This is a genomic window from Streptomyces sp. MAR4 CNX-425 (assembly GCF_048656465.1).
GTDB lineage: Bacteria > Actinomycetota > Actinomycetes > Streptomycetales > Streptomycetaceae > Streptomyces.
On record NZ_JBMDLF010000002.1, the window covers coordinates 645,616 to 671,345 of the forward strand.

General features: G+C 75.9%; 21 protein-coding genes and 1 pseudogene. 11 read left to right on the top strand and 11 right to left on the bottom strand.

All coding sequences use genetic code 11. The features are described from left to right. Window positions 1-44: 44 nt before the first annotated feature. The 6 genes from ACHZ99_RS08035 to ACHZ99_RS08060 form a co-directional block, all read right to left on the bottom strand. Window positions 45-830: a hypothetical protein gene (locus ACHZ99_RS08035; protein WP_420303692.1), complete on the bottom strand. Its 786-nt coding sequence runs from the start codon at window positions 828-830 to the stop codon at window positions 45-47. After that, window positions 827-1,672, bottom strand: coding sequence for a carbohydrate ABC transporter permease (locus ACHZ99_RS08040; protein WP_420303693.1), 846 nt, complete (start codon window positions 1,670-1,672; stop codon window positions 827-829). Before ACHZ99_RS08040 ends, ACHZ99_RS08035 begins: the two co-directional genes overlap by 4 nt. After that, the gene (locus ACHZ99_RS08045) at window positions 1,669-2,382 is read right to left on the bottom strand and encodes a carbohydrate ABC transporter permease (RefSeq protein ID WP_420303694.1); all 714 of its coding nucleotides are present in this window, start codon (window positions 2,380-2,382) and stop codon (window positions 1,669-1,671) included. Before ACHZ99_RS08045 ends, ACHZ99_RS08040 begins: the two co-directional genes overlap by 4 nt. Before the next feature lie 119 nt (window positions 2,383-2,501). After that, window positions 2,502-3,659, bottom strand: coding sequence for an RNA-guided endonuclease InsQ/TnpB family protein (locus tag ACHZ99_RS08050; protein WP_420303695.1), 1,158 nt, complete (start codon window positions 3,657-3,659; stop codon window positions 2,502-2,504). 153 nt (window positions 3,660-3,812) lie between these two features. Further along, entirely contained in the window at window positions 3,813-3,971 is a 159-nt protein-coding gene (locus tag ACHZ99_RS08055) for a hypothetical protein (protein ID WP_420303696.1), read from the bottom strand. A 241-nt stretch (window positions 3,972-4,212) separates the two neighbouring features. Beyond that, the gene (locus tag ACHZ99_RS08060; RefSeq protein ID WP_420303697.1) at window positions 4,213-6,777 is read right to left on the bottom strand and encodes a GH116 family glycosyl-hydrolase; all 2,565 of its coding nucleotides are present in this window, start codon (window positions 6,775-6,777) and stop codon (window positions 4,213-4,215) included. A gap of 95 nt (window positions 6,778-6,872) precedes the next feature. Here ACHZ99_RS08060 and ACHZ99_RS08065 point away from each other — a divergent pair, with 95 nt between their 5' ends. Together ACHZ99_RS08065 and ACHZ99_RS08070 are read left to right on the top strand one after the other, a co-directional pair. Continuing rightward, window positions 6,873-7,007 carry a hypothetical protein gene (locus ACHZ99_RS08065; protein ID WP_420303698.1) on the top strand — a complete coding sequence of 45 codons (135 nt, stop codon included), beginning with the start codon at window positions 6,873-6,875 and terminating at the stop codon, window positions 7,005-7,007. A 210-nt stretch (window positions 7,008-7,217) separates the two neighbouring features. Continuing rightward, window positions 7,218-8,198 (top strand): annotated as a pseudogene (locus ACHZ99_RS08070) (alpha/beta hydrolase); the annotation flags it as partial. A 205-nt stretch (window positions 8,199-8,403) separates the two neighbouring features. Here the strand turns inward: ACHZ99_RS08070 and ACHZ99_RS08075 are convergent. Next, entirely contained in the window at window positions 8,404-9,675 is a 1,272-nt protein-coding gene (locus ACHZ99_RS08075) for a PucR family transcriptional regulator (protein WP_420303699.1), read from the bottom strand. Between the two features lie 26 nt (window positions 9,676-9,701). On the opposite strand from ACHZ99_RS08075, the gene ACHZ99_RS08080 reads away from it, so the two are divergent. Then, window positions 9,702-10,664 (top strand): alpha/beta hydrolase family esterase, encoded by a 963-nt coding sequence (locus tag ACHZ99_RS08080; RefSeq protein WP_420303700.1) that lies wholly within the window; start codon window positions 9,702-9,704, stop codon window positions 10,662-10,664. Window positions 10,665-10,695: 31 nt separating this feature from the next. Here ACHZ99_RS08080 and ACHZ99_RS08085 read toward each other — a convergent pair whose 3' ends face one another. Next, complete coding sequence (locus ACHZ99_RS08085) at window positions 10,696-11,319, bottom strand: TetR/AcrR family transcriptional regulator (protein WP_420303701.1); 624 nt, start codon at window positions 11,317-11,319, stop codon at window positions 10,696-10,698. 88 nt (window positions 11,320-11,407) lie between these two features. On the opposite strand from ACHZ99_RS08085, the gene ACHZ99_RS08090 reads away from it, so the two are divergent. From ACHZ99_RS08090 to ACHZ99_RS08100, 3 genes are all read left to right on the top strand, one after another. Further along, window positions 11,408-12,808 (top strand): MFS transporter, encoded by a 1,401-nt coding sequence (locus ACHZ99_RS08090; RefSeq protein ID WP_420303702.1) that lies wholly within the window; start codon window positions 11,408-11,410, stop codon window positions 12,806-12,808. Window positions 12,809-12,981: 173 nt separating this feature from the next. Then, window positions 12,982-13,455, top strand: a complete 474-nt coding sequence (locus tag ACHZ99_RS08095; protein ID WP_420304018.1) for a cation:proton antiporter regulatory subunit — start codon at window positions 12,982-12,984, stop codon at window positions 13,453-13,455. Window positions 13,456-13,459: 4 nt separating this feature from the next. Then, complete coding sequence (locus tag ACHZ99_RS08100) at window positions 13,460-14,773, top strand: cation:proton antiporter (RefSeq protein ID WP_420303703.1); 1,314 nt, start codon at window positions 13,460-13,462, stop codon at window positions 14,771-14,773. On the opposite strand, the gene ACHZ99_RS08105 is transcribed toward ACHZ99_RS08100, so the two are convergent. Next, entirely contained in the window at window positions 14,719-15,951 is a 1,233-nt protein-coding gene (locus tag ACHZ99_RS08105; RefSeq protein WP_420303704.1) for a PP2C family protein-serine/threonine phosphatase, read from the bottom strand. The genes ACHZ99_RS08100 and ACHZ99_RS08105 overlap by 55 nt on opposite strands. Window positions 15,952-16,287: 336 nt before the next feature. Between ACHZ99_RS08105 and ACHZ99_RS08110 the strand changes: the two genes are divergently transcribed. The 4 genes from ACHZ99_RS08110 to ACHZ99_RS08125 all read left to right on the top strand — a co-directional run bounded on the left by ACHZ99_RS08110 (window position 16,288) and on the right by ACHZ99_RS08125 (window position 22,958). Further along, window positions 16,288-17,163 carry a hypothetical protein gene (locus ACHZ99_RS08110; RefSeq protein WP_420303705.1) on the top strand — a complete coding sequence of 292 codons (876 nt, stop codon included), beginning with the start codon at window positions 16,288-16,290 and terminating at the stop codon, window positions 17,161-17,163. Further along, window positions 17,163-19,421: an ABC transporter substrate-binding protein gene (locus ACHZ99_RS08115; protein WP_420303706.1), complete on the top strand. Its 2,259-nt coding sequence runs from the start codon at window positions 17,163-17,165 to the stop codon at window positions 19,419-19,421. The genes ACHZ99_RS08110 and ACHZ99_RS08115 overlap by 1 nt, the downstream gene beginning before the upstream one ends. A 15-nt stretch (window positions 19,422-19,436) precedes the next feature. Next, on the top strand, window positions 19,437-22,061 hold the full coding sequence (locus tag ACHZ99_RS08120) for a bifunctional serine/threonine-protein kinase/ABC transporter substrate-binding protein (protein ID WP_420303707.1): 2,625 nt from the start codon (window positions 19,437-19,439) through the stop codon (window positions 22,059-22,061). Between the two features lie 210 nt (window positions 22,062-22,271). After that, the gene (locus tag ACHZ99_RS08125) at window positions 22,272-22,958 is read left to right on the top strand and encodes a glycoside hydrolase family 11 protein (protein WP_420303708.1); all 687 of its coding nucleotides are present in this window, start codon (window positions 22,272-22,274) and stop codon (window positions 22,956-22,958) included. A 100-nt stretch (window positions 22,959-23,058) separates the two neighbouring features. Here ACHZ99_RS08125 and ACHZ99_RS08130 read toward each other — a convergent pair whose 3' ends face one another. Next, complete coding sequence (locus ACHZ99_RS08130; protein WP_420303709.1) at window positions 23,059-24,141, bottom strand: glycoside hydrolase family 5 protein; 1,083 nt, start codon at window positions 24,139-24,141, stop codon at window positions 23,059-23,061. 133 nt (window positions 24,142-24,274) lie between these two features. Then, window positions 24,275-24,709: a hypothetical protein gene (locus ACHZ99_RS08135; protein ID WP_420303710.1), complete on the bottom strand. Its 435-nt coding sequence runs from the start codon at window positions 24,707-24,709 to the stop codon at window positions 24,275-24,277. Between ACHZ99_RS08135 and ACHZ99_RS08140 the strand changes: the two genes are divergently transcribed. Beyond that, complete coding sequence (locus ACHZ99_RS08140; RefSeq protein WP_420303711.1) at window positions 24,708-25,607, top strand: peptidoglycan-binding domain-containing protein; 900 nt, start codon at window positions 24,708-24,710, stop codon at window positions 25,605-25,607. The two genes, ACHZ99_RS08135 and ACHZ99_RS08140, sit on opposite strands and share 2 nt — an antisense overlap. Window positions 25,608-25,730 lie beyond the last annotated feature (123 nt).

Below are 25,730 nucleotides of genomic sequence, written 5' to 3' on the forward strand. Positions count from 1 at the left end.
GAGGGGCGGGTACGGAGGGCGGGCCGGCGCCGCCCGTACGCGCGTCAGCCCCGCCCCGGCTCCGCTCCCCCGGCCCCTGCGTCGGCTTCCGCGTGGCGCACCAGGGCCGTCGCCGTCGCGGCCGCCGCGACGAGCGCCACCGCCGGCGGGACGAGGAGCAGCAGCGAGGCGGTCCAGCGCAGCGACACCCACAGGCCCAGCAGCGCCAGCGACGGCGCCGCGAGGAACCGGACCGGGTGGCGGGCGACCAGGTGCGCCGCGCAGATCCACAGCAGCCGCCCGCGCAGCGCCGGGCGGGCGGCGCCGAGCGACAGCGCGGCGGGGAGCGCGAGCAGCCCGGCCACGGCGCACGCGCCGCCGGCGGCGAGCGACGGCAGCAGCCACGGGTGCTGCGTCTGCCGCCACAGCGCCAGCGCGGCGAGGAACGCCGCCGCCGGCACCGCCGGCACCAGCGCCTGCGCCGGCCCGAACCGCCACAGCGCGCGCAGCCCGCGCCACCAGTCCCGTATCCCCGCCTCGCCGTCCGCGGCGATCCGGTCGGCCGTGGCGCCGAGCGCGGCCAGCCAGGGGCCGGTGAGCACGGCGGCGACGGGTACGGAGACGGGGGTGACGCCGGGCGCCAGGAGCACGGCGAGGGTGGCGGCGGCGCAGACCGCCGCGCCCGCGACGGCCAGCGCCGGCAGGCTCGGCCAGGCGCCGCGCAGCAGCCGCCGCAGCGCCTCGTTCTCGGCGGCGGCCGGTGCGCCGCCGGTGTCCGGGCCGCCGGCGGGGGCGCCCGCTCCGTACCGGATCCGCCCGCCCGCCGGGGCCGCCGCCGTCCGCCGCCTCATCCGCGCAGCCCCGCCTGCGCGATGCTCGCCACGAACGACCGCTGGAAGATCAGGAACAGCGCCAGCACCGGCACCACCACCGCCGTGATCGCCGCGAACACCACCACCGGCGAGCCGCCGTGGCTGGCCTGGAGGGTGACCAGCCCGATCGGCAGCGTCATGTTCTCCGGGGTGCTGAGGAAGATCAGCGGGCCGAAGTAGTTGTTCCAGGCGGCCTCGAACGTGAGGATCGCCATCGCGGCGAGCGCCGGCCCGGACAGCGGCACGATGATCCGGAAGAGGATCCACAGGTGCCCGGCGCCGTCGATGCGCGCGGCCTCGTCCAGCTCGCGCGGGATGGTGTTGAAGTACTGCCGGAAGAAGAAGATCGAGAAGACGTTGATCAGCGCGGGCAGCCACAGCGCCGGCAGCGAGTCGATGAGGCCGAGGTTCCGCATCAGCACGAAGACGGGGATGACGGTCATCTGCCCCGGGATCATCAGCGCGCTGAGCAGCACGAGGAAGATCCCGTCCCGGCCGCGGAAGCGGAGCCGGGAGAAGGCGTACGCGGCGAGCACGCTGACCAGCAGCGAGCCGACGGTGGCGAGCACCGCGACCTGGAGGCTGTTGAGCGCCATCCGGCCGAACGGGACGGCGTCCGGCACCGCGCGGAAGTTCTCGGTGGTGAAGGGCTTCGGGATCCAGTCGGGCGGCATCTCGAAGGCCGCCTGCTCCTCGGTGAGGCTCTGCACGACGAGCCAGACGAGCGGGGCGATCATGACGAGGCCGACGGCCACCAGGAGGAGTTCGGTCGCAAGGCGGGCCGGGCGGATGCGCCGGCGGCCCCGGGTCCGTGGCGTCACTGCTGGTGCACCCACTTCCGCGAGCCCCAGAACTGCAGCAGCGTGACGGCCATCATGATCACGAAGACCAGGAGGGAGACGGCCGCGGCGTAGCCGATCTGGAAGGACTGGAAGCCCTTCTGATAGAGGTACATGACGATGGTGATGGTCGAGTTCTCCGGCCCGCCGTCGGGCGTGATGATCTGCACCGGGTCGAAGATCTGGAACGCCCCGATGAAGGTGATGACGGCGGCGAAGAAGATCGTCGGGGACATCATCGGCAGGGTGACGCGCCAGAAGACCTGGTGCGGGCGGGCGCCGTCCACGCGCGCCGCCTCGTGCAGCTCCCGGGGCACGGTCTGGAGCCCGGCGAGCATGATGACGAAGGTGAAGCCGATGGTGTGCCAGAAGTCGATGGCGATGATCGCGGGCAGCGCCCACGCCGGGTCGGTGAACCAGTCCGGCGGCTGCACGCCGACCTCGCCCGCGTAGTGCGCGACGAGGCCGAACGTCGGGTCCAGCACGTACTTCCAGAGCAGCGCGACCGCGGCCCAGGAGATGACGAAGGGAAAGAAGAGCGCGGTGCGGACGAAGTACGACAGCGCCCTGCTCATCATCCGGTTCACGCCCATGGCCAGCAGCAGCCCGCCGCCGAGATGGGTGACGACGGAGGCGAAGGCGAAGACGAAGGTGTTGGCCAGCGCCTCGTACAGCAGCGGGTCGGAGAACATCTCGGTCACCTTCTCGGCCGTGAACGGCCGAGCCTGTGCTCGGTTCGTTCACGCCTCGTCGCGCTCCCGACTGCCCCCTACGGCAGGGCGGTCACAGGTCGCATCTCCCCTCAGCAGCCTCAGGCTGCTGAGGGGACGGGCATGGTGACGAATGCCCACGCCGAGCGTGCGCGGTTTCGCACGTTGACCCCGGCGACGTGGTCGGCCGGGCCAGCGAGCCCGCACCGACGACAAACGAATCGATCCCGGTCGAGCCGATTGGCCCTCTCGGTATGCCCGCAGCGCGGACAGCGCTGCGAGGTATGGCGCGCGTCCACCTCGAGAAACGGCACCCCAGCCTGGCAAGCCTTGTAGGCGAGGTGCGCTCCGAGTTGGTGGAACGGCCAGGAGGAGTGAATGCCCCGCTGGTCGCCATGAAGCCGTACCCGGTCGCGGATCCCGTCAAGTTCCTCGACGGCGATTCCACGACCGGTGCGTTGGGCGACGGACACGATCTCCTTGCTGATGCGGTGGTTCATATGCGTGGCATGCCGGTGCTCCTGCTCGCTGCGCCGGGCCAGACGCCGGGTGGCCGAGCGGGTCTGTTTCCTCTGCAGTTCGGCGCGCTTGCGGGCCTGCCAGCGCCGGTAACGCGTGAGTCGTCGGCCCTGGTAATTCGTGCCCTCGCTGGTGGTGGCCAAGTTGACGATGCCGCGGTCCACACCGATCCAGTCGCTCGGGGCGTACACCTCCGGCTCGGGAGTCTCGCAGGTGGCGATCAAATACCACTTGCCGTCCCGCTGGACGAGGTCGCTCTCGCCTCGGCGGCAACGGGACAGCGTGTTCAACTGGTCCGCAGAACCGGTGTACTTGACGCCCTTCATCCGGCCCTCCACGGTCCAGATTGACACAGTGCGGGCGCGAAACTGCCAGGACAGACAGCGGTCATCAAACGGCTGGGCCGCGTGCGGCCGGAAACCGACCGGGCTGCTCACGGCTTTTCGGTGCCGCTGGCAGCTAGAGGGGCCGAGACGCCTCGCCTTCACGGCGGCGGCCAGGGCCGCATACGTGTCGACGACCTTCTTGATGACGCGCACGGTCGGCTGCGCAGACAGCCCGAAGGTCGCCTTCACCTCCGCGTACACGAGCTTCTGCAGGCCGTTGCGGTCCTTGGTGTTCTGCTCGAAGGCAACTTGGGCGATCCAGGTGGCGGCCCGGTTGCAAGCGTGCAGAGTCGCCAGCAGCGCCGACGCCTGATCCGGTGTCGGCAGCAGCTTCACCTGCACCACGAGCTTCATGGCATCGGACAGTAGCCCGACCAACGACACGTGATCACGACTTTCGTCACGTTCACCCATATCAGTGATCAGCTCCCGGGCTACCCCTTGACAGCTCCGGCAAGCAACCCCGGGAATCCACCTTCAACACGGCGCGATTCCGTGTCACCGGAATCAGCTGGACGACTCCTGCTGGGTGGCGTCGCCCAGATAGACCAGGTCGAGGGAGGACGAGTCCCCCGACGACGATCCGCCGCACGCGGCCAGGGCCCCGCCCGCGGGCGCGGCGACCGCCGCGGCGCCCAGCGAGCGCAGCACCTGGCGGCGTGACATTCCTCCCGGTCCGACCCAACCCATTGCGGCTCCTCTCGCTCGGCCCGCGCCGTTTTCGGGCAGCGCGGACCATTCGGTATGTACGGGCGGAACACGGCGTGAAATCGATTTCTTGCCTGATGGCCAGCCATGCAAGCAGCGCGTCACGGCGGGGGTCAAGAGGCGTGCACGCGGAATCGGCGTACGGTCCCCGCGGGGGCGGGTGTTCGGGCGCGCGGGCGACCGGGCGGCGGCGCGCCGGCTACGCGGGCGGGAGCACGGGACCGGCCCCGGCGTCCCCGCCGTCCCCGTCGTCTTCGGCGTCCGCGCCCGCGGGCGCCGCGCGCAGCCGTACCGTCAGCGGCCCGGCGCTCCCCTCCGCGACCGACTCCCAGACCGCCTCCGCCGCGAAGCCCGCCGCGCCCCGCACCACGTGCACGACGCCCACGTGCCCGCCGGCGACGACCGGCCACCGGCCCGGCAGCGGGTCGAGCTCGACGGTCCCGGCGCCGGCGTCCACCACCGTCCGCGGCCAGGCGTGCGCCAGCCCGAACGAGGCCATGGAGCGCACGTAGTGGTTGCCGCACTCGACCTCGTTGAACGGGTTGCGCGCCCGCCCGTCGTAGCGGTTCCGCACGTCCGCCACCACGTGCCCGGCCGCCTCCCGGTCGCCCTGCGCGGCGAGCCCGAGGGCCGCGGTGTACTCCACGCCCGTCCACACCTCGTTGCAGTACGGAAACGGCCGTTCCGGGCGGCCGCCGCGCGGATACGTGCAGTTCAGCAGCCCGTGCTCGGCGCCGAGCGCGAAGGTGCGCAGATGGTTCACGTGCGCGTGGAACCCGTCGCGGTGGTTGTGCCGCAGGACGCTGCGCAGGGCGGTGCGGGTGTGCTCCGGATCGAGCCGGTCGTCGAGGCCGCAGAGCACGGCGAGCGTGTGGCCGGCGAGCTGGTCGCCCATGCAGCCGGGGCCGATCTGGAGGTCCGGGTCGACGAGGTCGTCGGAGCCGACGTCGGGGTTGTCGCCCCCGTAGCGGATGCGCAGCCCCTCGGCGATGTTGTCGGCGGAGCCGGGGGGCAGCACCTTCTGCTCGTTGTACGCGCCGTTGAACAGCTCCGCGTCCGTCCGCGCCGCGCCGCGGGCCAGGATGTCCGCGCAGGTGCCGGCGAACGCGTGGTCGCCGAGGGCGCGCGCCATCCGCTCGCAGGCGGCGAGCGCGGCCAGGTACCAGGACTGGTTGATCCCGCTCGGCCCGTAGTACTCGACGTCGCTGGTGCTGTGCTGGCAGCCCTCCATCAGCCCGTCCCGGTCCGCGTCCCAGCCCAGCGGGATCCAGGCGAACGCGAGCGCCCGGCGCGCGCCCGGCCACAGCGCGGCCAGCAGGTCGTCGCGGCCGGTGAGCCGCCAGGTGCGGTAGAGGCGGACCAGCGCACCCAGCTGCCCGTCGGCGGCGGCGGTGCGCCAGCCGGTGCCCTCGCGGTCGAGCGGCAGACCGGCGCGGAAGCTCATCAGGCCGCGCTCGTCCAGCGCGTGCACGAACTCGACCTCGCGCATCGTCCAGGCGAGGTCGGGGAAGAGCTGCTCCAGCGCGTACTGGTAGTTCCACACGTGGGTGCAGCTGCCGTGGCAGCTGCCGTGGTCGGGGTTGCCGCCCTCCCAGGCCAGAAAGGTGCCGTCGGCGATGCGGAAGCAGGTCGGGGACTTCAGCACCGCGGCGTTGGAGAGCACCGCGTCCTGGACGGCGGGCGGGAGGCTGGAGGACGTGACGGTCTCGACGTAGGCGCGGGTACGGCGCTCGTGGTCGGCCAGCCGGGGCACGAGCCCGCGGACCACGTCGGCGGCGTCGGCGTAGCGGGTGGCGTAGTGGTTGCCGACGACGTCGTCGCCGTGGCCGTAGTCGGGCGGGCCCTGGAAGCGGTGGCTCCAGCCGCGGCGGTGCGGGAAGTGCCAGGCGACGAGGAAGGTGAACTCCCGCTCGGCGCCCGCGGGGACGCGGTCGGAGACCACGAGGGAGCCGGTGGGCACGCGGGCGCCCTCGGCGGGTTCGGCGAGGCGGCCGTCGGCGGTGAAGTCGTCCCAGAAGTCCAGCAGGGAGTCGCCCCAGGAGCGGCGCGCCCAGGTCAGCCGGTGGGAGGTGACGGTGCCCGTGCCTGCACCCGCGCCGGGGCCGCCGGCGACGGCGGCGAGCGCCAGGGTGCCCCAGCTCTCGGCGTCCTCGGGGACCTCGGTGGTGTGCCCGGCGAGCACGGTGGCGCCGTCCAGTTCGACGTGGCGGAAGGCGTTGCCCGCGGGCAGTTCCCCGGTGTGGCGGCGGCCGGCGACGTGCTGGAGGTTGCCGCAGACGTCGACCGCCAGCTCCTCGGTGCCGGTGTTGCGGATCCGTACCCGGTAGACGAGGGCGGGGATGCCGCTGGCGTCGGCGTCGCCCGGGACGAGCGGGTTGAAGACCCGCACGGTCGCCGCCACCGGCAGCTCCGGGTCGGTCAGCCGCACCTGGCCGAAGGGGTAGGCGGCGGCGAACTCGCCCTCCCGGAAGCGGGGCAGGCCGTGCAGTGCGGAGGGGCTGCCGACGTGGCCCGCGTACTCGCCGGGCAGGAGGGCCGATTCGAGGACGCGGGTGAACGAGCCGGAGGCGCCGGCGGCGCGCAGGCAGAAGAACGAGTCGGGGGTGAAGCCCTTCGCCGGTCGGTTGAACAGCTCCCAGTCGAGGAGCTGGCCGCGTCCGCCGAAGCTGACGGAGCCGGTGCCTATGCCGCCGACGGGCATGGCGATGTGGGCGAGCCGGTCGCCTCGGTAGCGGCGTACCACCGGCCAGGGGGTGTCGTGCATGGTTCCTCGCTTTCTCGGGTGTAGGGACCGTAGCCGAAATCGATTTCATCCGGCAGGTGCCGGGACGGCGCGCGCCGAGGCGACCGGGAGCCGGGATGCGGGGTTCCGGGGACCCGTCCCGGGGGGAGGCCGCGGACGACGTCCGGGCGGCGGCCCGGGCGCGCGAGCGCCTCTTCGGCCCCGACGCCGAGGAGACGCCGACCGCGTTGCGGGGCCTCGCGCGGCTGTAAGCCTCGTCGCGCCGGCGCCGGGGCAAGGCCGCGGACGTGCTCCGCCTCGTGCTCGAACGGTGCGAGCGCACCCGGGCGGCGGGAGCCGCGCGCTTGTCGGGCGGAGGCGGCGGGGTCGCCGACGGGTGTCTGCTGCCCGGCGGGCTCCGCCCGTGGCACCGTGCTTAGCGCACCGGCACCCGCACTCCTCCGCACCGACGGGACCCGCCCATGCGCTACGCCCTCGACCCCGAACTCGCCGCGGCGGTCGCGCTCATGGCCGAGGTCGACATCGCCGACCTCGCCGCCGCGCGCGCCGCGCAGGCGGCCGAGCTGGCCGCGGCGCCGCCCGCCGACGAGTGGGGCGTCGTCGTACGGGACGCGCTCGCGCCCGGGCTCGCCGAGGGCGCGCCCAAGGTGCCGCTGCGGGTCTACCGCCCCGCGGCGGCGGCCGGGCCGGTGCCCGCCGTGTACGCGCTGCACGGCGGGGGCTTCGTCCTCGGCTCGCCGCAGGTCGACCACGACACCCTGCTGCGGTTCTGCCGGGAACTGCCCGCCGTGGTCGTGGCCGCCGACTACCGCCTCGCGCCCGAACACCCCTACCCGGCCGCGCTCGACGACTGCCGCGCCGGACTCCGGTGGCTGGCGGACAACGCCGCGGAACTGGGCGTCGACCCGGCCCGTATCGGGCTGTGGGGCGACAGCGCGGGCGCCGGGCTCGCGGCGGGGCTCGCCCTGCTGACCCGCGACCGCGGCGGCCCGGCGATCCGCTGCCAGCACCTGCAGAGCCCGGCGCTGGACGACCGGCTGACCACGCCCAGCGCCCGGACGTTCACCGACACCCCGGTGTGGAACCGCCGCAACGCCCGGCTGAGCTGGGCGGCCTACCTCGGCCCCGGCGTGCCCGGCTCGCCGGGCGTCCCGCCGTACGCGGCGCCGGCCCGGGCCACGGACCTGGCGGGGCTGCCGCCGGCGTGCGTGGCGGTGATGGAGTTCGACCCGCTGCGCGACGAGGCGGTGGCGTACGCGGAGGGGCTGGCGGCGGCGGGGGTGCCGGTGCGGCTGTGCTTCTACCGGGGCACGTTCCACGGCGCGGTGGGGGTGACCCACGCGGCGGTGGCCCGGCGGATCCTCGCCGACGCCGAGGCCGCCCTCCGCGCGATGCTGGCCGCCGGGGAGGACGCGGCGGGCGGGCGGGGCGCCGAGCGGGGCGGTCGCGCCGGGGACCGCGGCGAAGCGGGCGGCGTGCCCGGGGAGTACGGAGCCGGCCGGCACCCGGCAGGCACGGAACCGGGTACGCGCCGCGTGCCGCGGCCGGGCCCGGCACGGCGCGGTTCACCGCCCCGCGGTGAGACGCCCCGCGGCGAGGCGCCCGGCCCCGGCCGGGGGTGACACCCGTGGCCCCCGCCGCGCGACGTCACTCGTCGGCCGCCGCCAGCCGCCCGGCGTACAGCGCGAGCCGGGCCCGCAGCCGGTCGTCCGGCTCGCGCAGCCGGACGCCGAGGGCGCCCTCGGCGCGGGCCAGCCGGGCGGCCACCGAGCTGTGGTGCAGGTGCAGTTCGGCGGCGGCACGGCGCAGCGAGCCGGTGCGGCAGAAGGCGTCCAGCGCCGCGAGGGCGGACTCGCCGCCGTCCTGCGCGGCGAGGTCGGTCAGCGCCCGTACGCCGGGGTCCGCGCGCAGCCGCTCGACGGGTACCTCGGCGAGCAGCGCCAGGGGGCCGAGCGCGTCGTGGTCGACCACCGTCTCCCCCGGGCCGCCGGTGCCGGCGAAGCGCAGCGCGGTCCGGGCCTGCGCCCACGAGACGTGGGCCCGGAGGGGAGCCACCCCGCCGCCGACCCCGAACCGGGCGCCACCGCCCCGCTCCGGCGCCCCGCCGCCCGGCCGCCGGCCCGGCCCGTCCGGCCGTCCCCCGGCCGCCGTGGCCGCCGGGCGCCCCTCCGTACCCGGCGCCCCCGCCGCGCTCCCCCGACGCCGGCCGCGGCCCCGGCCCCGTACCCGCTCCGCCGCCGCGAACGACAGGTCCCGCGCCAGCTCACCGGCCGTGTGCGCGCCGCCCTCCGCGGCCTGCACCAGCACCGCCGCCAGCGCGTCCATCGCCGCGATCCGTACCGTCGCGCCCGGTACGCCGCGCGCCAGCAGCGCGACGGCCGCCACCCCGGCGTCGGTCTCCCGGCCGCCCGCCACCGCGACCACGCGCAGCGGCCGTTCGGGGCCGAGGCCGAGCAGCCGCAGGGCGCGCGTGCGGTCCTCGACGGCCTCGCGGGCGGAGAGCACGGTCTCCACCAGCGCCGGGTCGGCGACGTGCGGCGGCGGCGCCGGCCGCGGCGGGCTCACGCCGGCCGCCAGCGCCATCCATTCGAGGACGAGGTCGTCCAACGGGCCGGGGCCGCCGTCCCGTTCGAGCCACACGCACCCGGCGGGCGCAACGGACCGCCGCCCCGACACCTCGCCGGCCGCCTCGCCCGTACCGGCGGGCAGCTCCGCGCCGTCCGGGCCGAAGCGGACAGCGCGGCTCGCCCCGCCGCCCGACAGCCCCGCCGGGCAGCCGGCCAACGCGGCGGTCGACCGCGCCAGCACCTCGGGGGCGACGCCCCCGGCCCCCAACAGCGCCTGGAAGTGGGCGATCACGCGCACCGCCGCGGCGGCGTCCGCGTCCAGCGACGAAAGCCGCACCAGCAGACCCTTCACGCACGCAGTCTAGAAAGGGCATGGACATGTTCACCAGAGCCGCAGCACCACCCCCCACCCGCCGCCGGGCGCGCCCGCTGCACACCGCGCTCCTCGGCTGCGTCCTCGCCCTCCTCGCCGCCCTGTCGCTCAGCGCGCCGCCCCAGGCGTCCGCGGCGACCCTGCGCGAGGTGACGAACTTCGGCAGCAACCCCAGCAACCTGCGCATGCACCTCTACGTCCCGGACAGCGTCCGGCCGCAGCCCGCCGTGCTCGTGGCGATCCACTACTGCACCGGCTCGGGCCCCGCGTTCTACTCGGGCACCGAGTTCGCCCGGCTCGCCGACCGCCACGGCTTCCTCGTCGTCTACCCCTCCGCGACCCGCAGCGGCCGGTGCTTCGACGTCTCCTCGCCACAGGCGCTCCGCCGCGACGGCGGCAGCGACCCGGTCGGCATCCGCTCGATGGTGGAGTACGTGCGCGCCAACCACGGGGCCGACCCGAACCGGACGTTCGTCACCGGCGCCTCGTCCGGCGGGATGATGACCAACGTCATGCTCGGCAACTACCCCGACGTGTTCCGGGCGGGCGCGGCCTTCATGGGCGTGCCGCACAGCTGCTTCGCCACCACCGACGGCTCCGGCTGGAACAGCGCCTGCGCCAACGGCCAGGTCATCCGCACCCCGCGGCAGTGGGGCGACCTGGTCCGCGGCGCGTACCCCGGCCACACCGGCCCGTACCCGCGCATGCAGGTCTGGCACGGCACCAACGACACCACCCTGCGCTACCCCAACTTCCAGGAGGAGATCAAGCAGTGGACCGACGTGCACGGCGTGGGCCAGACCCCGTCCATGACCGACAGCCCGCAGTCCGGCTGGACCCGCACCCGCTACGGCGGCACGGGCGAGCAGGCGCCGGTGGAGGGCATCAGCGTGCAGGGCGTGGGCCACTCGCTGCCGACGTCCGGCATGGCTGAACGCGCCGTCGTGTTCTTCGGCCTCAACGGCTAGCGCCGGAACGGCCGCGCGGGGTCTCCGCGGGCTACGGACCGGGCGCCGCCGGTGCCGCCAGCACCGCCAGCACCGACTTCGTGACCACGTCGGAGACCTCGCCCGGCGGCAGCTCCAGCCTCCCCGCGCGGATCTCCTCCGCGGCGCCGTGCAGGATGTGCTGCGCCACGCCGACGAGCCAGGCGGTCGGCATGTCGGTGCGGAAGACGCCCTGGTCCTGGCCGCGGCGGACGAGTTCGCCGACGCGCGCGGCCGGGCCGGCGTGCAGCTCCCGCACCCGCCCGGCCGGGAGCACGCCCTGGGCGGCGGTCAGCAGCGCCGCGGACTCGGCGACGAGTGCCCAGCTGGAGACCAGCAGCCGGCGCATCGCGTCGTACGCGTCGCCCGTCAGGTCCACGGCGGCCAGGGTCCGGTCGCCGTCCTCGACCGCGTCCCGGAGGGCGGCGTCGACCAGCTCGGCGCGGGTCTTGAAGTGCCCGTAGAGCGTCATCCGGCCCACGCCCGCCGCCCTGGCGATGTCGTCGGTGGTCGCGGCCGGGTCGGAGCCCAGCCGCTCGCGGGCGGCGGCGACGATCCGGGCGATGCTGCGCTCGGCGTCGGCCCGGCGGCGCGGCCGGGCGCCGCGGCCGGCGGCGGGGCGGGGGGAGGCGGTCACGGTCCCAGCTTAACTCGTACGGGAATGTTTGCGTTACAGTCCTCCGTTAGAACTCGTACATGAACGTACGAGATATGGGAGGGCACTGATGATGTCGCACGAGGGGGCCGGGCAACCGACGAAGGAAGGGCGGCACCCCGCCCGCTGGCGCATCCTCGGCTTCCTCGGGGTCGCGCAGCTCATGCTGATCCTCGACGTCACCGTGGTGGCCATCGCGCTCCCGCACATCGGGGCCGACCTCGGGCTCGGCCGCGCGGCGCTGACCTGGACGGTCAGCGCGTACACGCTGACCTTCGGCGGGCTGATGCTGCTCGGCGGGCGGATCGCCGACCTGGTGGGGGCGAAGCGCGTGGTGCTCGCCGGGCTGCTCGTCTTCACCGCCGCGTCGCTGACCACTGGGCTCGCCGGGTCGGGCGGCACGCTGGTGGGCGGGCGCGTCGCGCAGGGCGTCGGCGCGGCGCTGCTGTCGCCCGCGGCGCTGTCGCTGGTGGTCACGCTCTTCGACGGCGAGGAGCGGAACAAGGCGCTGGGCGTCTGGTCCGCGCTCGGCGGCGGCGGGGCGGCGCTCGGCGTCCTCCTCGGCGGGCTGCTGACCGCGGGCCCGGGCTGGCCGTGGGTCTTCTACGTCAACGTGCCCCTCGGGCTCGCCGTCGCCGCCGTGCTCGCCGCGCTGCTGCCGGCCCGCTCCGCGCCCGCGGCGCGGCCGCGGCTGGACCTGCCGGGCGCGGCCCTGGTGACCGCCTCGACGGCGACGCTGATCTACGGGCTCATCGACGCCGGCGAACGCGGCTGGCTCACGGCCCGTACCGGCGGGCTCGTGCTGCTCGCGGCCGTCGGCTACCTGCTGTTCACGGTCCGGCAGCGGCGCGCCCGCTCCCCGCTGATGGACGTGCGGCTGCTGGCCCGGCGGCCGGTGGCCACCGGCGCGTTCCTCATCCTGATGGCCACGGCGCTGATGGTGGCGGTGTTCTTCCTGGGCACGTTCTACTACCAGCACGCCCGCGGCTACGGCGCGCTGCACACCGGGCTGCTGTTCCTGCCGGTCGCGCTCGGGGCGATGCTGGGCGCCGACCTGACGGGCCGGGTGATCGGGCGCACCGGCGCGCGGGCGCCCGCCGTCGCCGCGCTGGCCGCCGCGGCGGCCGGGCTCGCGGTGCCGGCGGTCTCGATGCGGCCGGTGACGGTCGCGGTCGGGGTGACGGTCGCGGCGCTGGGCACGGGCGCGATGTTCGTGGTCGCCTCGGCGACGGCGCTGGGGCGGGTGGCGCCGCACGAGGCGGGGGTCGCGTCCGGCATCGTGAGCACCTTCCACGAGTTCGGGGCCTCGCTGGGCGCCGCGGTGGTCTCCAGCGTGGCGGCGGCGAGCCTGGTCGGCAGTACGCTGGCGGGGTTCACGGAGGCGTTCACCGTGGCGGCCGCCGCGGCGGCGGTGTCGGCGGCGGTCGCGGGGGCGGTCACGCCGGGGCGCCCGGCGCCGGCGGCGGCCTGAGGCCGGCGGCCCGGCTGTCCCTCCGCGCCGGCGCCCGTGTTCCCGCCGCACGTCGGGATGGCACGATGTCGGCAGCGCCGCGCGGGGGGATCGGCCGCCCGAACCCGGGGCCGCGGACGCGCGACACACCAGCTTCGAAGCCGGAAAGGGGACAGGTCGTGCCTGCTCCACGGATCAGCACCACGCCGCTGCCGGGTATCGGCGTGCAATACGACCTCACGACGCGTGCGCAGAAGAAGCACCTGTCGGTGATCGCCCACCGGGACGGCACCCGGTCGATCAACGTCTACCGCGCCGACGACCCGGACGCGTGCGCGCAGTCGCTGCACCTCAACGGGGCCGAGACGGCGGCGCTGATCGACGCGCTGATGCCCGCGCACCACAGCCCGAGCCTGCTGCACACCACCGACCTCGGGCTGGTCGCCGAGCGCATCGAGCTGTCGGCCACGTCGTACTGGAACGGCCGGGTGCTGGGCGAGACCCGGATACGCACCGAGACGGGGGCGTCGATCGTGGCCGTGCTGCGGCGCGCGGACGCCATCCCCTCCCCCACCCCGGACTTCCGGTTCGCCGGTGGCGACACGCTGATCGTCATCGGCACCCGCGAGGGCATCGAGGCGGCCGCGGCGCTGCTCGGGCGGGAGTGAGCGCTTGCACTCCTCCGCGGTGTTCCTCATCGAGTTCGGGGCGATCATCCTCGGGCTCGGTCTGCTCGGGCGGCTCGCGGGCCGCTTCCAGTTCTCCCCCATCCCGCTCTACCTGCTGGCCGGTCTCGCCTTCGGCGAGGGCGGCCTGCTGCCGCTCGGCGCCAGCGAGGACTTCGTGGCGATCGGCGCCGAGATCGGCGTCATCCTGCTGCTGCTCATGCTCGGCCTGGAGTACACGGCCAGCGACCTGGTCTCGAACCTCAGGACCCAGTACCCGTCCGGGCTCGTCGACTTCACGTTCAACGCGCTGCCGGGCGCGGTCATGGCCCTGCTGCTCGGCTGGGGCCCGGTCGCCGCGGTGGTGCTGGCCGGCGTCACCTGGATCTCGTCCTCGGGCGTGATCGCCAAGATCCTCGGCGACCTCGGCCGGCTCGGCAACCGCGAGACGCCGGTGATCCTCAGCGTGCTGGTCCTGGAGGACCTGGCGATGGCGGTGTACCTGCCGATCGTCACCGCGCTGGTCGCTGGCGTCGGCATCGCGCAGGGCAGCCTCACGCTGGCCCTCGCGCTCGGGGTGGCCGGGGCGGTGCTGTTCGTCGCGGTCCGCTACGGGCGGCTGATCTCCCGCTTCGTCTCCAGCGACGACCCCGAGAAGCTGCTGCTCGTCGTCCTCGGGCTGACGCTGCTGGTCGCGGGGCTCGCGCAGCAGCTCCAGGTGTCGGCGGCGGTGGGCGCGTTCCTGGTGGGCATCGCGCTGTCCGGCGAGGTCGCCGAGGGCGCGCACAACCTGCTCAGCCCGCTGCGGGACCTGTTCGCCGCGGTGTTCTTCGTCTTCTTCGGCCTGCACACCGACCCCGCGTCGATCCCCCCGGTGATCCTCCCGGCGCTGGCGCTGGCGGTCGTGACGGCGCTGACGAAGATCGCGTCCGGGTACTGGGCGGCGAAGCGCGCCGGTATCTCGGCGAAGGGCCGCTGGCGGACGGGCGGCACGCTCGTCGCGCGCGGCGAGTTCTCCATCGTCATCGCGGGGCTCGCGGTCACCGCAGGCACCGAACCGGAGCTGGGGCCGCTGGCCACGGCGTACGTGCTGGTGCTGGTGGTCGCCGGGCCGCTGGCGGCGCGGTACACGGAGCCGATCGCCCTGCGGGTGACGGCGTGGCGGGAGGCCCGGCAGCGGGCCCGGCCGGCGAAGCCGGCGGCGGCGCAGGAGGTAGAGCCGGAAGCGGAGCGGGAGGCGGCGGCCGAGGTGCCGCGGCTGCCGGCTCAGCGGGGCGAGACGGCGCCGGACGACGAGCGGTCGCCCGGCGGCGGCGCGTAGCGCAGCAGGACGAGCGCGGAGTCGTCGTCGAGCGCCCCGCCGCTGTACGCGCGCATGTCGGCGCCGAGCGCCGTGAGCACGTCCACGGGCGCGTCGTCCGCGGGGCCGGGGCAGGCGGCGTAGCGCGGGGCCAGGGGGTAGAACTCGCCGGCGGCGTTGCGGGCCTCCAGGGCGCCGTCGGTGACGAGGAGCAGTTCGTCGCCGGGCCCGAGGGTCAGCTCGGTGGTGCGCACCCGGTCGCCGCCGGGAGCGGCGGCGACCGGGTCGACGGCGGGGTCGGTGGCGTGCGCGACGGCGCCGGGGGCGGGCGGGCCGCCCGGGTCGTCGGGGGCGCTCCCGTCGGCGGGTGCCGGGGCGGCGCCGTCCGGCTCCGGCGCGCCGCGCGCCAGGCCGAGGCCCAGCGGCGGGTGGGAGGCGACCGGGGCCTCGCGCACCTCCCCCGCGGCGGTGCGCACCAGCGGCGGCGGGTGCCCGAAGGACAGCAGGGTGCAGCGGCCCTGCCGGGAGACCTCCACCAGCAGCACCGTCACGAAGTCCTCCGGCCCCGCCTCGCGCAGCACGCTCTGCTCCATCCGGCGGGCGATCCGCGGCAGGTCCCGCTCGTCGTACGCGACCGCGCGGAAGACGCCCAGCGCCCTGCCGCTGATGCGTACGGCGGGCAGCCCCTTGCCGCGTACGTCGCCGATCACCGCCCGCACGCCCGCCCCGGCGTCCACCACGTCGTACAGGTCGCCGCCGACCTGCGCGTCGCGCGCGGCGGACGCGTAGCTGGCGGCGACGGCGACGGGCCCGACGCGGGCGGGCGGCACCGGCAGCAGCGCCCGCTGCACCACGTCCGCGATCCGCTGCGCCCGCGCGAGCCGCGCCTCGCGGTCGACGCGCACGGCCTGGACGACGAGCCCGAGGGCGGTGGCGCCGACGACGGCGATGAACCGGGCGAAGAACTGGGCGTTGCCGACCTCGGTGTTGTACCAGCTCAGGAGCGCGGCCAGCACCACGCCGAGGGCCCCGGCGGCGATGACGGCGGCCCGGCCGCCGTTCACCGCGACCAGCACGGGAATGACGGAGAACAGCGCGCCGAGGGACTGCCCCTCGGTGGTCACGAGGTCGGCGAGGGTGATGACGACGAAGAGCGTCGCCACGAACCACCGCGAGGAGACGACCGAGGCGACGTGCATCCCTCCAGCATGCGCGGCGGTGGCCCCGCCACGGAAGCGCCCCTCGCGGCGGGGGCGCCGGGGGCGGGCGAGCGTCACCCGCCCGGGGGGCGGGAGACCCGGGTGCGGCGCGTGGCGCCGCGCGGTCGTGCGTCCGGCGGCGGTCACAGCGTTCCCCTTCCGGCAACGCAGGTCCCCCCGGCCCGTCACGGCACCGTCATCGCCGCCGGGCCGCGGGGGCCCCGGCCCTTGTAGAGTTCGGGTGAAGACGGGGTGCCGCTCCTGCGCCCGGCGTGGAACCGCCGGGCGCCGGGGCGGCATCGGTATGGGTGGTCGGGGAGGACACGGGTGGGGGTCATGGCGTACGGAAGGCGCGTACGCCGCCGGAGTGTTCCGGCGGTGTTAACGGCGGCGCTGCTCGCGGGCGGCGCGGCGGCGTGTGACAGCGGGAGCGATCCCGGGGGGAAGGAGACCGCGGACCCGCGCACGAGCACGGACGCGGAGGCGAATGGCGGGGGCGGCGCGGCTCCGGCGAAGACGCCGACGCCCGACCCGGAGCGGATCCCGCGCACCGCGGCGCAGGCCGAGCGGCTGATCGGGGACATCATCGCCGGGCCGCGGCACTTCGGCCCGGAGGCGGTGCGGGCCACGCCGTACGAGAGCGATCCGGCGCGCTGGACGGTGCTCGGCGAGAGCTGCGCCTGGCGCACGGAGGACCTGCCGGACGACGTGCTGGCCACCCGCACCCGCTATCTGGAGGTGCCCGCGGCGGACGGCAAGGGGGCGATCGAGCTGTCCGCGACGGTGACCGTGCACCGCACGACGCTGGACGCGGCGTGGGAGCAGGCGCGGATGCTGGAGGAGGCCGTCGGCTGCCCGGAGCAGACGCTGCGGCCGGGTGAGCGGCTGACGGGCCTGCGGTCGATAGCCCTCGCCCGCGGCGAGGGCGCCAACGACTCCAGCGACGACTCGCTCTCCGAGAGCGGCGAGTGCGTCAGCGACAGCCGGGGCGGACCGTATCCGTACTCGTGGGACCAGGCGACGTTCGGCCCGGTGGTCGTCGGCGTGTCCGCGTGCGGCGGGGAGAAGCGCGGCGCCGAGGAGGTGCGGCAGCTGACCGTCGAGCCGCTGGTCAGGATGCTGCTGGGCGCCGAGGAGGCCATCGCCGTCGAGGACGGCGGCGGAGGCGGGGACGGCGGCGGGAAGTCCGCGGACCGGAGGGGGGGCGCGTGATGGCGGAGCTGCTGCCCTCCGACCCCGCGCACCTGGGCGGGAACCGGCTGCTGGGCCGCCTCGGCGCCGGCGGCATGGGCGTGGTCTACCTCGCCCGTACGAAGGCCGGTGCGCCGGCCGCGGTGAAGGTCATCCAGCCCGAGTACGCCGAACAGCCCGAGTTCCGGGCCCGCTTCCGCCGGGAGGCGGCGTCCGCCCGCCGGGTCGACAGCCCGTACGTGGTGCCCGTCCTCGACGCCGACACGGAGGCCGGGGCGCCGTGGCTGGCGACGGCGTTCGTGCCGGGCCCGTCGATGGCCGAGGCGGTCACCGAGTGCGGCCCGCTGCCGGACCACGGCGTACGGGTGCTGGGCAAGGTGCTCGCGCGCGCCGTGGCCGCGGTGCACGACGCCGGCCTGGTCCACCGCGACCTCAAGCCCGGCAACGTCCTGCTCGCCCTCGACGGCCCGCGGCTCATCGACTTCGGCATCGCCCGGCCCACCGCGGCCGAGGAGACGGAGCTGACGGCGGACAGCATGGTCGTCGGCACGCCCGGCTTCCTCTCCCCCGAGCAGGCGCGGGCGCGGCCGGTCGGGCCGGCGAGCGACGTGTTCTCGCTGGGCTGCGTGCTGGCGTACGCGGCCACCGGCCGGCCGCCGTTCGGCACCGGCCCCGCGGACGCGCTGCTGTACCGCACGGTGCACGACGAGCCGGACCTCGCCGGTCTCGCGGACGAGGAGCTGCGGGCGCTGCTGGTGCGCTGCCTGGCCAAGGAGCCCGGTGAGCGGCCCACCGCGGCCGGGGTGGACGAGGCGCTGGCCGGGGAGGCGCCCGAGGGCGACATCGACTGGCTGCCGGACCCGGTGGTGCGGATGGTCGCCGAGCGGTCGGCGGAGATGCTGCGGCTGCCGGGCATCGAGCCGACCGTGGTCGCGGCGGCACCGGCCGGGAAGCCGGACGGCGCAGCGGGCGGCACGGGCGCCGCCGGCGAGGCGGACACCGCCGGTTCCGCCGGCGGTACGGACACCACCGTGCCCGGCGCCGGCCCGGGCGGCCCGGGCCGCCGCCGGGTCCTCGCGCTCGCCGGCGGCGGTGCGGCGCTCCTCGCCGCCGGCGGGGGCGCCGCGCTCTGGGCGGCGCTGCGCGACGACGGCGATCCGACCGCGGAGGCGGCGGGACCGCGCCGGACCATCGGCCTGCACGCGGACCTGACGGGCCCGCAGCGGGCGGCCGGGACGGCGCAGGAGCGGGCGGCCCGGCTGGCGGTGGAGCAGTTCAACGCCCGCGGGAAGAAGCCGTTCACGCTGGAGCTGGCGGTCGCCGACGACGCCGGCGACCCGGCCCGGGCGCTGCGCGCGGCCCGGCGGCTGACCGGCGACCGCGCGGTCCTCGCCGTCCTCGGGCCCACCGGGTACGGCTCCGCCCAGGCGACGCTGGACGTCTACGAGGGCGCCGGGATGCCGGTGCTCACGATCTCCGAGACGTCGTTCAGCGCCGCGCAGGCGGCGCTGGCGGGCGCGACCAAGACGTACTTCCACACCACCGTCCTCGGCGCCGAGGCGTCCCTGGCCACCGTGTACACGCTCGTCGAACAGGGGGCGACGCACGTCGGCCTGCTGGCCGACCGGGCCGGCGCGGCCCGCGGCTGGGAGCACTTCAGCATCGCGCACAACGGCGCCGCCAACATCGGGCTGGAGCTGTACCTGCGGGTCGTTCCCGCGGCCGCGGGCGACGACGCCTTCGGCCCGGTGGCGGCGGACATCCTCGACCACGGCGCCGACAGCTTCTACTACACGGGCACGCCCGAGCGGGCCGCGGCGGTCGCGCGCGAGCTGGCGGACCGGGGCTTCGACGGGCCCCGGTTCCTCGACACGCCCGCGGCCGCCGGCCCGTTCCCCGCCGCGGCGGCCGACGCCGCGGAGGGCTGGCAGGCGGTGACCCCGTACGTGGGCGCGGAGGCCGACGCGGTACGCGACTTCGCCGCCGCGTACCGCAAGCGGTTCGACGCGGCGCCGGGGCCGGGGGCGGCGGAGGCGTACGACGTCACCCGGCTGATCGCCGACCGGCTGACGGCCCTCGCCCGCACGGGCGGGCGGCGCGGGCGCCCGCCCACGCGCGGCGCGCTGGCCGAGGCGCTGGCGGCGGCGAAGTTCCAGGGGCTGACGACGACGTACAGCTTCGACGAGGAGAAGCAGATCAAGCAGGGGAAGTACCACCACCACCGGGTCGAGGACGGCCGGTTCGGCTACGTCGGCCGGGTGTCGCTCCCCGGCTCCTGACGGGAGGGGCGGACGATGCGGCCGCTGCGCGCGGACGACCCGGACGAGCTGGGCGGGCACACGCTGCTCGCCCGGCTCGGCACCGGCGGCATGGGCGTGGTCTACCTCGCCCGCGGCGGCGACGGCGCGCTGGTCGCGCTGAAGGTCATCCGGCCCGAGCACGCGGCGAACCCGGCCTTCCGCGCCCGGTTCCGGCGCGAGGTGCGGCTGGCGACGGGGCTGACGGGCCGCTGGGTGGTGCCGGTGACCGCGGCCGACGCCGAGGCCCGGGCGCCGTGGCTGGCGACGGCGTTCGTGCCCGGCCCGGCGCTGGTGGAGGCGGTGGACGGGTACGGCCCGCTGCCGCGGTACGCCGTCGCCGCGCTCGGCGCGCGGCTGGCGGAGGCGCTCGCGGAGGTGCACGCGGCGGGGCTGGTCCACCGGGACGTCAAGCCGGGCAACGTGCTGCTCACCCTCGACGGCCCCCGCCTCATCGACTTCGGCATCGCGCACGACGCCGGGGCGACGGCGCTGACGGCGCCGGACGCGGTGGTCGGCACCCCCGGCTACCTGGCGCCGGAGCAGATCCGGGCGGGCGGCCGGGCGGGGCCGCCGAGCGACGTGTTCGCGCTGGGGTGCGTGCTGGCGTACGCGGCCACGGGGCGGCGGCCGTACGGCACGGGCGACCCGGCGGCGGTGCTGTACCGCACGGTGCACGAGGAACCGGACCTGGCGGGGCTGGAGAGGCTGCCGCGGGGGTTGCGGACGGCGGTCGCGGACTGTCTGGCGAAGGCCGCCGGGGACCGGCCCACGGCGGCGGAGCTGGCGCGGGTGCTGGCCGCGGAGGGGCCGTCGCGGACGCCGGAGCGCGCGGCGGGCGCGGAGCCGCCGCCCGCGGGTGCGGGGGCCGTCGACCCGCGGGTGCCGGCGCCGCCTCCGCCGGACGCGGCCACCCGCGTGCTGCGGGACGAGGGCGCGCCGGCCGCGGAGACGCTGCCGTACGGCCCGGACGGGGACGGCGACGAGGACGGCGGCGGCACGGACGCGGACGGCGGCGGCACGGACGCAGACGGCGGCAACGCGGACGGCGGCGGCGCGGAGGGGGACGGTGGCGCGGACGGGCGGACCGGCGGCGGACCGGCGGCGGGCCACCCCGCCACGGTCCCCACCGGCGACGCCTCCGCGCCGGACCGGCCCGGCGCGGATCCCCGTACCCCGCCGCGGCCGCCCGGCGTACGCGCCGGGGACGGCCCCGGCGACCCCGCCCCCGGAGCCCCGGCCGCCGCACCGCCCGCGGCCGCCGGCGAGTGGCTGCCCTCCCCCGTGCTGCGGCTCGTCGCCGAGCGGTCCGCCCGCGCCCTCGACCCCCCGCCCCGGCAACCGGTCCCCCGCGCCGGCGCCGTACCGCCCCCGCCCGAGGGGACCACCACGGCCTCCCCGCCCTCCCGCCGCCGGTTCCTCGTCGTCGGCGGCTCCGCGGCCGCCGCCCTGGCCGCCTCGGGCGCCGGTGCGGCCGTGCTCTTCGCCGCCCGCGGCGGCTCCGACGACGGCGGCGGGGCCGCACCCGATCCGCCCACCCACGTCATCGGCCTGCACGCCGCCCTGACCGGCGAGCGGAAAGCCGACGGCGTCGCCCACGAGCGCGGCGCCCGGCTCGCCGTGGCGCGGCACAACGCCCGCGACGACGCCCGCTTCCGGCTCTCCCTCGCCCCCTACGACGACCGCGGCGAGGCGGACCGGGCCCGGGACGTGGCGCGCCGGGTGCTCGACGAGGGCACCGTCAGCGCGGTGCTCGGCCCGACGACGGTCGCCTCCCTGCGCGCCGCGGTGCCGCTCTACGGGGAGGAGTCGATGGCGGCCGTGGACGTGTCGGTCGACGCCGACGCGGCCGGGGTGTCCACCAGCGACGTCCAGTCGCTCGTCGTCACCAGGCTGTCGGGGTCGTACCACCACCATCCGACGCTCGACTACCTCACCCGGGTGCGCGGGGTGACGCGCACCGCCGTGGTGGAGGACCGGGAGGGCGGCGACACGGCCCGGGACATGGTGCGGTCGCTGCGTGACACACCGCCCGGGGAGGGCGAGATCGGCTTTCATCCGGTGGCGGCCTCGGAGGGCTTCGAGGCGGCCGTCGACGCGGCGCTGGCGGCCCGGCCCGAGGCCGTCGTCTACGCCGGCACCTCTCCGGAGCGCGCGGCGGCGTGCGCACGCGCGGTCGCCGGGGCGGGTTTCTCGGGCCCGCGGACGTCGTACGAGATGATCATGCGGCCGGCGTTCCTGCGCGCGGCGGGCGCGGCCGGCGAGGGCTGGGTGTTCGGCGCGCCGTACACGGCGGTGGAGCAGCAGACGGCCGGGGCGGCCCGCGACTTCACGGCCGCGTACCGCGAGCGCTACGACGGGACGCCGCCCCGGTGGGCCGCCGAGGCGTACGACGCCGTGAACCTGATCGCCGCCGCGCTCGACGCGCTGGGCGGCGGCGCCGGGATCCTGCCCGGCCAGGTCGCCGAGCGGATCGTCGAGCTGAAGCATGCGGGCGTGGCCAAGCCGCTCACCTTCGTCGGCGGCCTGCTGCACCTCCTCAGCCCGGAGCGGGCGGCGTTCCTCTACGAGGTCCGGGACGGCGCGTTCCGCCTCCTCGGCCGACACGACCTGGTCGAGTAGCGAAACTTTCGACTCTCCTCGCCGTCCGAGTTGATCTTCTCATCGCAGTCATCCGGCTCTACCTCACAGAACGACCCGTTGACCTGCGCTGACGTCGAGTCATCATGCAGCAATGTTTCGGAGTTGCTGCCGAAACTGTTGACACTCCCTCCCGGTCGCCCAACACTGACGCACGACCCGTTCGGGGCCTGCCCCCCACAAGGAGGAAGAATGAACACGAACGGCACCCCCCACGGCATGAGCCGCCGGCTGTTCTTCGGCCGCGCCGGAGCGGTCGCCCTCGGCGCGTCGGCCGCGACGCTCCTGCCCGCCGGAGCCGCACACGCGCAGACCATCACGACCAACCAGACCGGCACGCACAACGGGTACTACTACTCGTTCTGGACCGACGCGCAGGGCACGGTCTCGATGACCCTCGGCGGCGGCGGCAACTACAGCACCTCGTGGCGCAACACCGGCAACTTCGTCTGCGGCAAGGGCTGGAGCAACGGCTCCCGCCGCAACGTCGGCTACTCCGGGAGCTTCAGCCCGTCCGGCAACGGCTACCTCTGCCTCTACGGCTGGACCTCGAACCCGCTCGTCGAGTACTACATCGTCGACAGCTACGGCAACTACCGCCCCACCGGCGAGAACCGCGGCTCGGTCAGCAGCGACGGCGTCACGTACGACATCTACCGGACGATGCGCTACAACGCCCCGTCCGTCGAGGGCACCCAGACCTTCCCGCAGTACTGGAGCGTCAACCGGTCCAAGCGGACCGGCGGCACGATCAACACCGGGACGCACTTCGACGCCTGGGCCCGCGCCGGGATGAACCTGGGCGACTTCCGCTACTACATGATCATGGCCACCGAGGGCTACCAGAGCAGCGGCAGCTCCAACCTCAACGTCGGCTGACGGCGCCGGCGCGGGCCCTCTCCACCGCGCCGGTGCGGAACGGCCGCGGGACCGGCCCGCTCGGGGCCGGTCCCGCGGTTCGGCGCGGCTCGCGCCGCCGTCACTCCTTGATGCGCTCGCGGATCCAGACGCCGGACTCCTTCAGCACGCCGGTGCCCGTCCACTCGCCGCCGCCGCAGGTGCCCTCCTTGAACACCGCGCCGGAGCGGTGGTCGTCGGAGTAGTTCCAGTTGGTCCAGGAGATGCCCTTCTCCTTCATCAGATCCAGGTAGCGCTGCGACATCGCGAAGTCGTTGGCGCCCTCGCCCGCGTAGTCCTGGGTGCCGAACTCGGTGACGAACACCGGGAGCTCGTCGGCCGCGCGGGAGAGCGTTTGCAGGTACTCCTCCCCGTGCGAGGCCGCGTAGAAGTGGAAGGTGTACATGATGTTCCCGGCGTCGACCGGGTTCTCTATCACCTCGCGCTCGTCCGCGCCGTCGGAGACGCCGAAGGACGACCAGGCGCGGGTGCCGACGAGGACGACGCCGTCCGGGTCGTACTGCCGGATGTGGGGGATCATCTCCTCGGCGTACGACTTGACCGCGGACCAGCCGACGCCGTTGGGCTCGTTGGCGATCTCGTAGAAGACGTTGGGCTGGCCGGCGTACTTCGTCGCCATGTCGGTGAAGAACCGCTTGGCGAGCGCGGTGTTGGCGTTCGGGTCGCCGGGGCTGAGCTGGTGCCAGTCGATGACCGCGTACATCCCGCGCTCGATCGCCTGGTCGACGACGCGCTGTGCGACGGCCGTGAACCGCTCGGGGTCGCTCTCGTAGCCGCCCTCCTGGACGTAGGTGGAGACGCGCAGCACGTCCGCCTCCCAGTCCTGCGCCAGCGCGTCGAGGGAGCCGTCGGTGAGGCACTGCTCGTACCACTGGGTGCCGTGCGAGCTCATGCCGTTCAACTGGACCGCCCGGCCCTGCGCGTTGCACAGCGTCGTGCCGCAGACCTGGAGCAGTCCGTTGTCGGCGACGGGCGAGCCGACCGGGGCGGCGGCCTGCGCGGCGGTCGCCGCGCCGCGGGGGTCGCCGGACTTCGCGCCGGAGCCCTCCTCGGCCCCGGCGCTGAACTGCGGGACGAGGGCGAACAGCAGCGCCGCCGTCGCGGCGGTGGCGGAACCGAGCAGGAGGGGCCTGGTCCTTCGCATGGGGGGTCTCCAGTGTGTTGGGGGTCACGCCCTCCGGAACGGAGGGGCGTGGCCGGAAAGCTAGGGACCTCCGCGCACCCCGTCAATACTGGAAGTAAACTTTCCTAACTGTTTTCTCGTGTCCCCGGGCCGCCTACAGCAGGAGGTAGAGCGCCACCGCCAGCGGCGCGAGGACCGCGATGGTCAGGGTGATGATCCAGGCCGTGAGGCCGAAGGTGCGGTCGTCGTCCATGCGCGTCCCCTCACAGGCGCGGCCGAGCGCCTCGGCCGTGTGGGGGGCGACGCCAGTATGCGCCGGATTGGACAGGTCGTGGGGCGATTCGCCCGACTCCGCGGACGGCGCACGGAAGCGGAACATGCGGCGGAGAACGCGGGTGGCTTGCATAATCGTCGGCATCGAACTGAGGGGAACGCCAGTGCCATCCGACGGATGCCCGCGGTGCTTCGCACCGCTCAAGGAGGACGGCAGGCCGAGTTGCGCGTGTGCGGCGGACGCCGCACAGGAACCGGGCACGCCGACGACCGCCGGGAAGCGGACCGAGCCGCGGCTGATCAGACCGTACGTCATGCACGCGCCCGCGGCCGTGAGCGGGACGGGCGGCCCGGACGAGAGCCCGCCGGACGCCGAGCGCGAACCGGTGCCCGGGACGGACCTGTTGCCCGTGCCCCGCGCCGCGTATCTGCCGCAGGTGCGGCGGAAGGGCGAGGTCGCGCGCGTCGCGGGATCCGGTGCGGACCCGGGCGACGAGCCGGGGGACGAGCCGGACGCCGCCGCCGGCCCCGCCGCGGGCGCGGCGGCGGCCGCGGGCGGCGGGCGGCGGATACGCCCCGGCACGCTGCTCCTCGCCGGCGGCGGGGCGGCGGCGGTGATCGCCGGGCTGATCGTCACCGCCGGGCTGCTGAGCGGCGGTTCGGACACGGACGACGCCGCCGGCCGCGGTCCGGCCGGGGTCAGCGCGGCCCCATCCGGCGGCGGCGCGGCGGGCGGCGGCCCGCTCGCCGGCGACGAGGGCGCGCCCGACGACGGCGCCGCGCCCGGCGAACGCGCCGGCCGCGGCGGCGGGGACGCGCCTGCGGACGGGCGCCGGGCGGCCGCCGGCGACGACGCCGCGGCGGACGCGCCGGGCCGTACGAACCGGCAGACCGGCTCGGTCGCCCCCACGGCCCCGCCCGCCGGCGGGGACCCGGACCTCCCGCCGTCCGCCTCCCCCACCGGCGGCGCCCCCGGCCCGGCCGGTCCGCCGGTGCTGCACCCGGGCGACTCGGGCGCCGAGGTCACCGAGTTGCAGCTGCGGCTGCGGCAGGTCGGGCTGGGTCTGCTCCAGCGGGCGGACGGCTCGTACGACGACGGCGTACGGGCCAGCGTGCGCACGTTCCAGTCGTTCAACGGCCTCGACGAGGACGAACGCGGCGTCTACGGCCCGGAGACCCGGCGCGAGCTGGAGTCACGCACCGACGAGCCCTGATCCGGTGCCCCCCGGCCGGAGGCACCGCCCACGCGCGCGTCGCGCTGTCGGGACCGGCCGCGGGAGACGACCGCGCCATGGGGGCCCGCCCCCCGGGCGGGTTCGCGTGCGAGGGGCCGGGAA

Bases quoted from the DNA above. Each gene is read 5' to 3' on its own strand.
- ACHZ99_RS08115 (WP_420303706.1), top strand. From the start codon at position 17,163: ATGGCGGAGCTGCTGCCCTCCGACCCCGCGCACCTGGGCGGGAACCGG.
- ACHZ99_RS08065 (WP_420303698.1), top strand. From the start codon at position 6,873: ATGCGGGGTTCCGGGGACCCGTCCCGGGGGGAGGCCGCGGACGACGTC.
- ACHZ99_RS08125 (WP_420303708.1), top strand. From the start codon at position 22,272: ATGAACACGAACGGCACCCCCCACGGCATGAGCCGCCGGCTGTTCTTC.
- ACHZ99_RS08050 (WP_420303695.1), bottom strand. From the start codon at position 3,659: ATGAAGCTCGTGGTGCAGGTGAAGCTGCTGCCGACACCGGATCAGGCG.
- ACHZ99_RS08035 (WP_420303692.1), bottom strand. From the start codon at position 830: ATGAGGCGGCGGACGGCGGCGGCCCCGGCGGGCGGGCGGATCCGGTAC.
- ACHZ99_RS08105 (WP_420303704.1), bottom strand. From the start codon at position 15,951: ATGCACGTCGCCTCGGTCGTCTCCTCGCGGTGGTTCGTGGCGACGCTC.
- ACHZ99_RS08090 (WP_420303702.1), top strand. From the start codon at position 11,408: ATGATGTCGCACGAGGGGGCCGGGCAACCGACGAAGGAAGGGCGGCAC.
- ACHZ99_RS08060 (WP_420303697.1), bottom strand. From the start codon at position 6,777: ATGCACGACACCCCCTGGCCGGTGGTACGCCGCTACCGAGGCGACCGG.
- ACHZ99_RS08130 (WP_420303709.1), bottom strand. From the start codon at position 24,141: ATGCGAAGGACCAGGCCCCTCCTGCTCGGTTCCGCCACCGCCGCGACG.
- ACHZ99_RS08135 (WP_420303710.1), bottom strand. From the start codon at position 24,709: ATGACGTACGGTCTGATCAGCCGCGGCTCGGTCCGCTTCCCGGCGGTC.
- ACHZ99_RS08120 (WP_420303707.1), top strand. From the start codon at position 19,437: ATGCGGCCGCTGCGCGCGGACGACCCGGACGAGCTGGGCGGGCACACG.
- ACHZ99_RS08055 (WP_420303696.1), bottom strand. From the start codon at position 3,971: ATGTCACGCCGCCAGGTGCTGCGCTCGCTGGGCGCCGCGGCGGTCGCC.
- ACHZ99_RS08045 (WP_420303694.1), bottom strand. From the start codon at position 2,382: ATGTTCTCCGACCCGCTGCTGTACGAGGCGCTGGCCAACACCTTCGTC.
- ACHZ99_RS08110 (WP_420303705.1), top strand. From the start codon at position 16,288: ATGGCGTACGGAAGGCGCGTACGCCGCCGGAGTGTTCCGGCGGTGTTA.
- ACHZ99_RS08080 (WP_420303700.1), top strand. From the start codon at position 9,702: ATGTTCACCAGAGCCGCAGCACCACCCCCCACCCGCCGCCGGGCGCGC.
- ACHZ99_RS08140 (WP_420303711.1), top strand. From the start codon at position 24,708: ATGCACGCGCCCGCGGCCGTGAGCGGGACGGGCGGCCCGGACGAGAGC.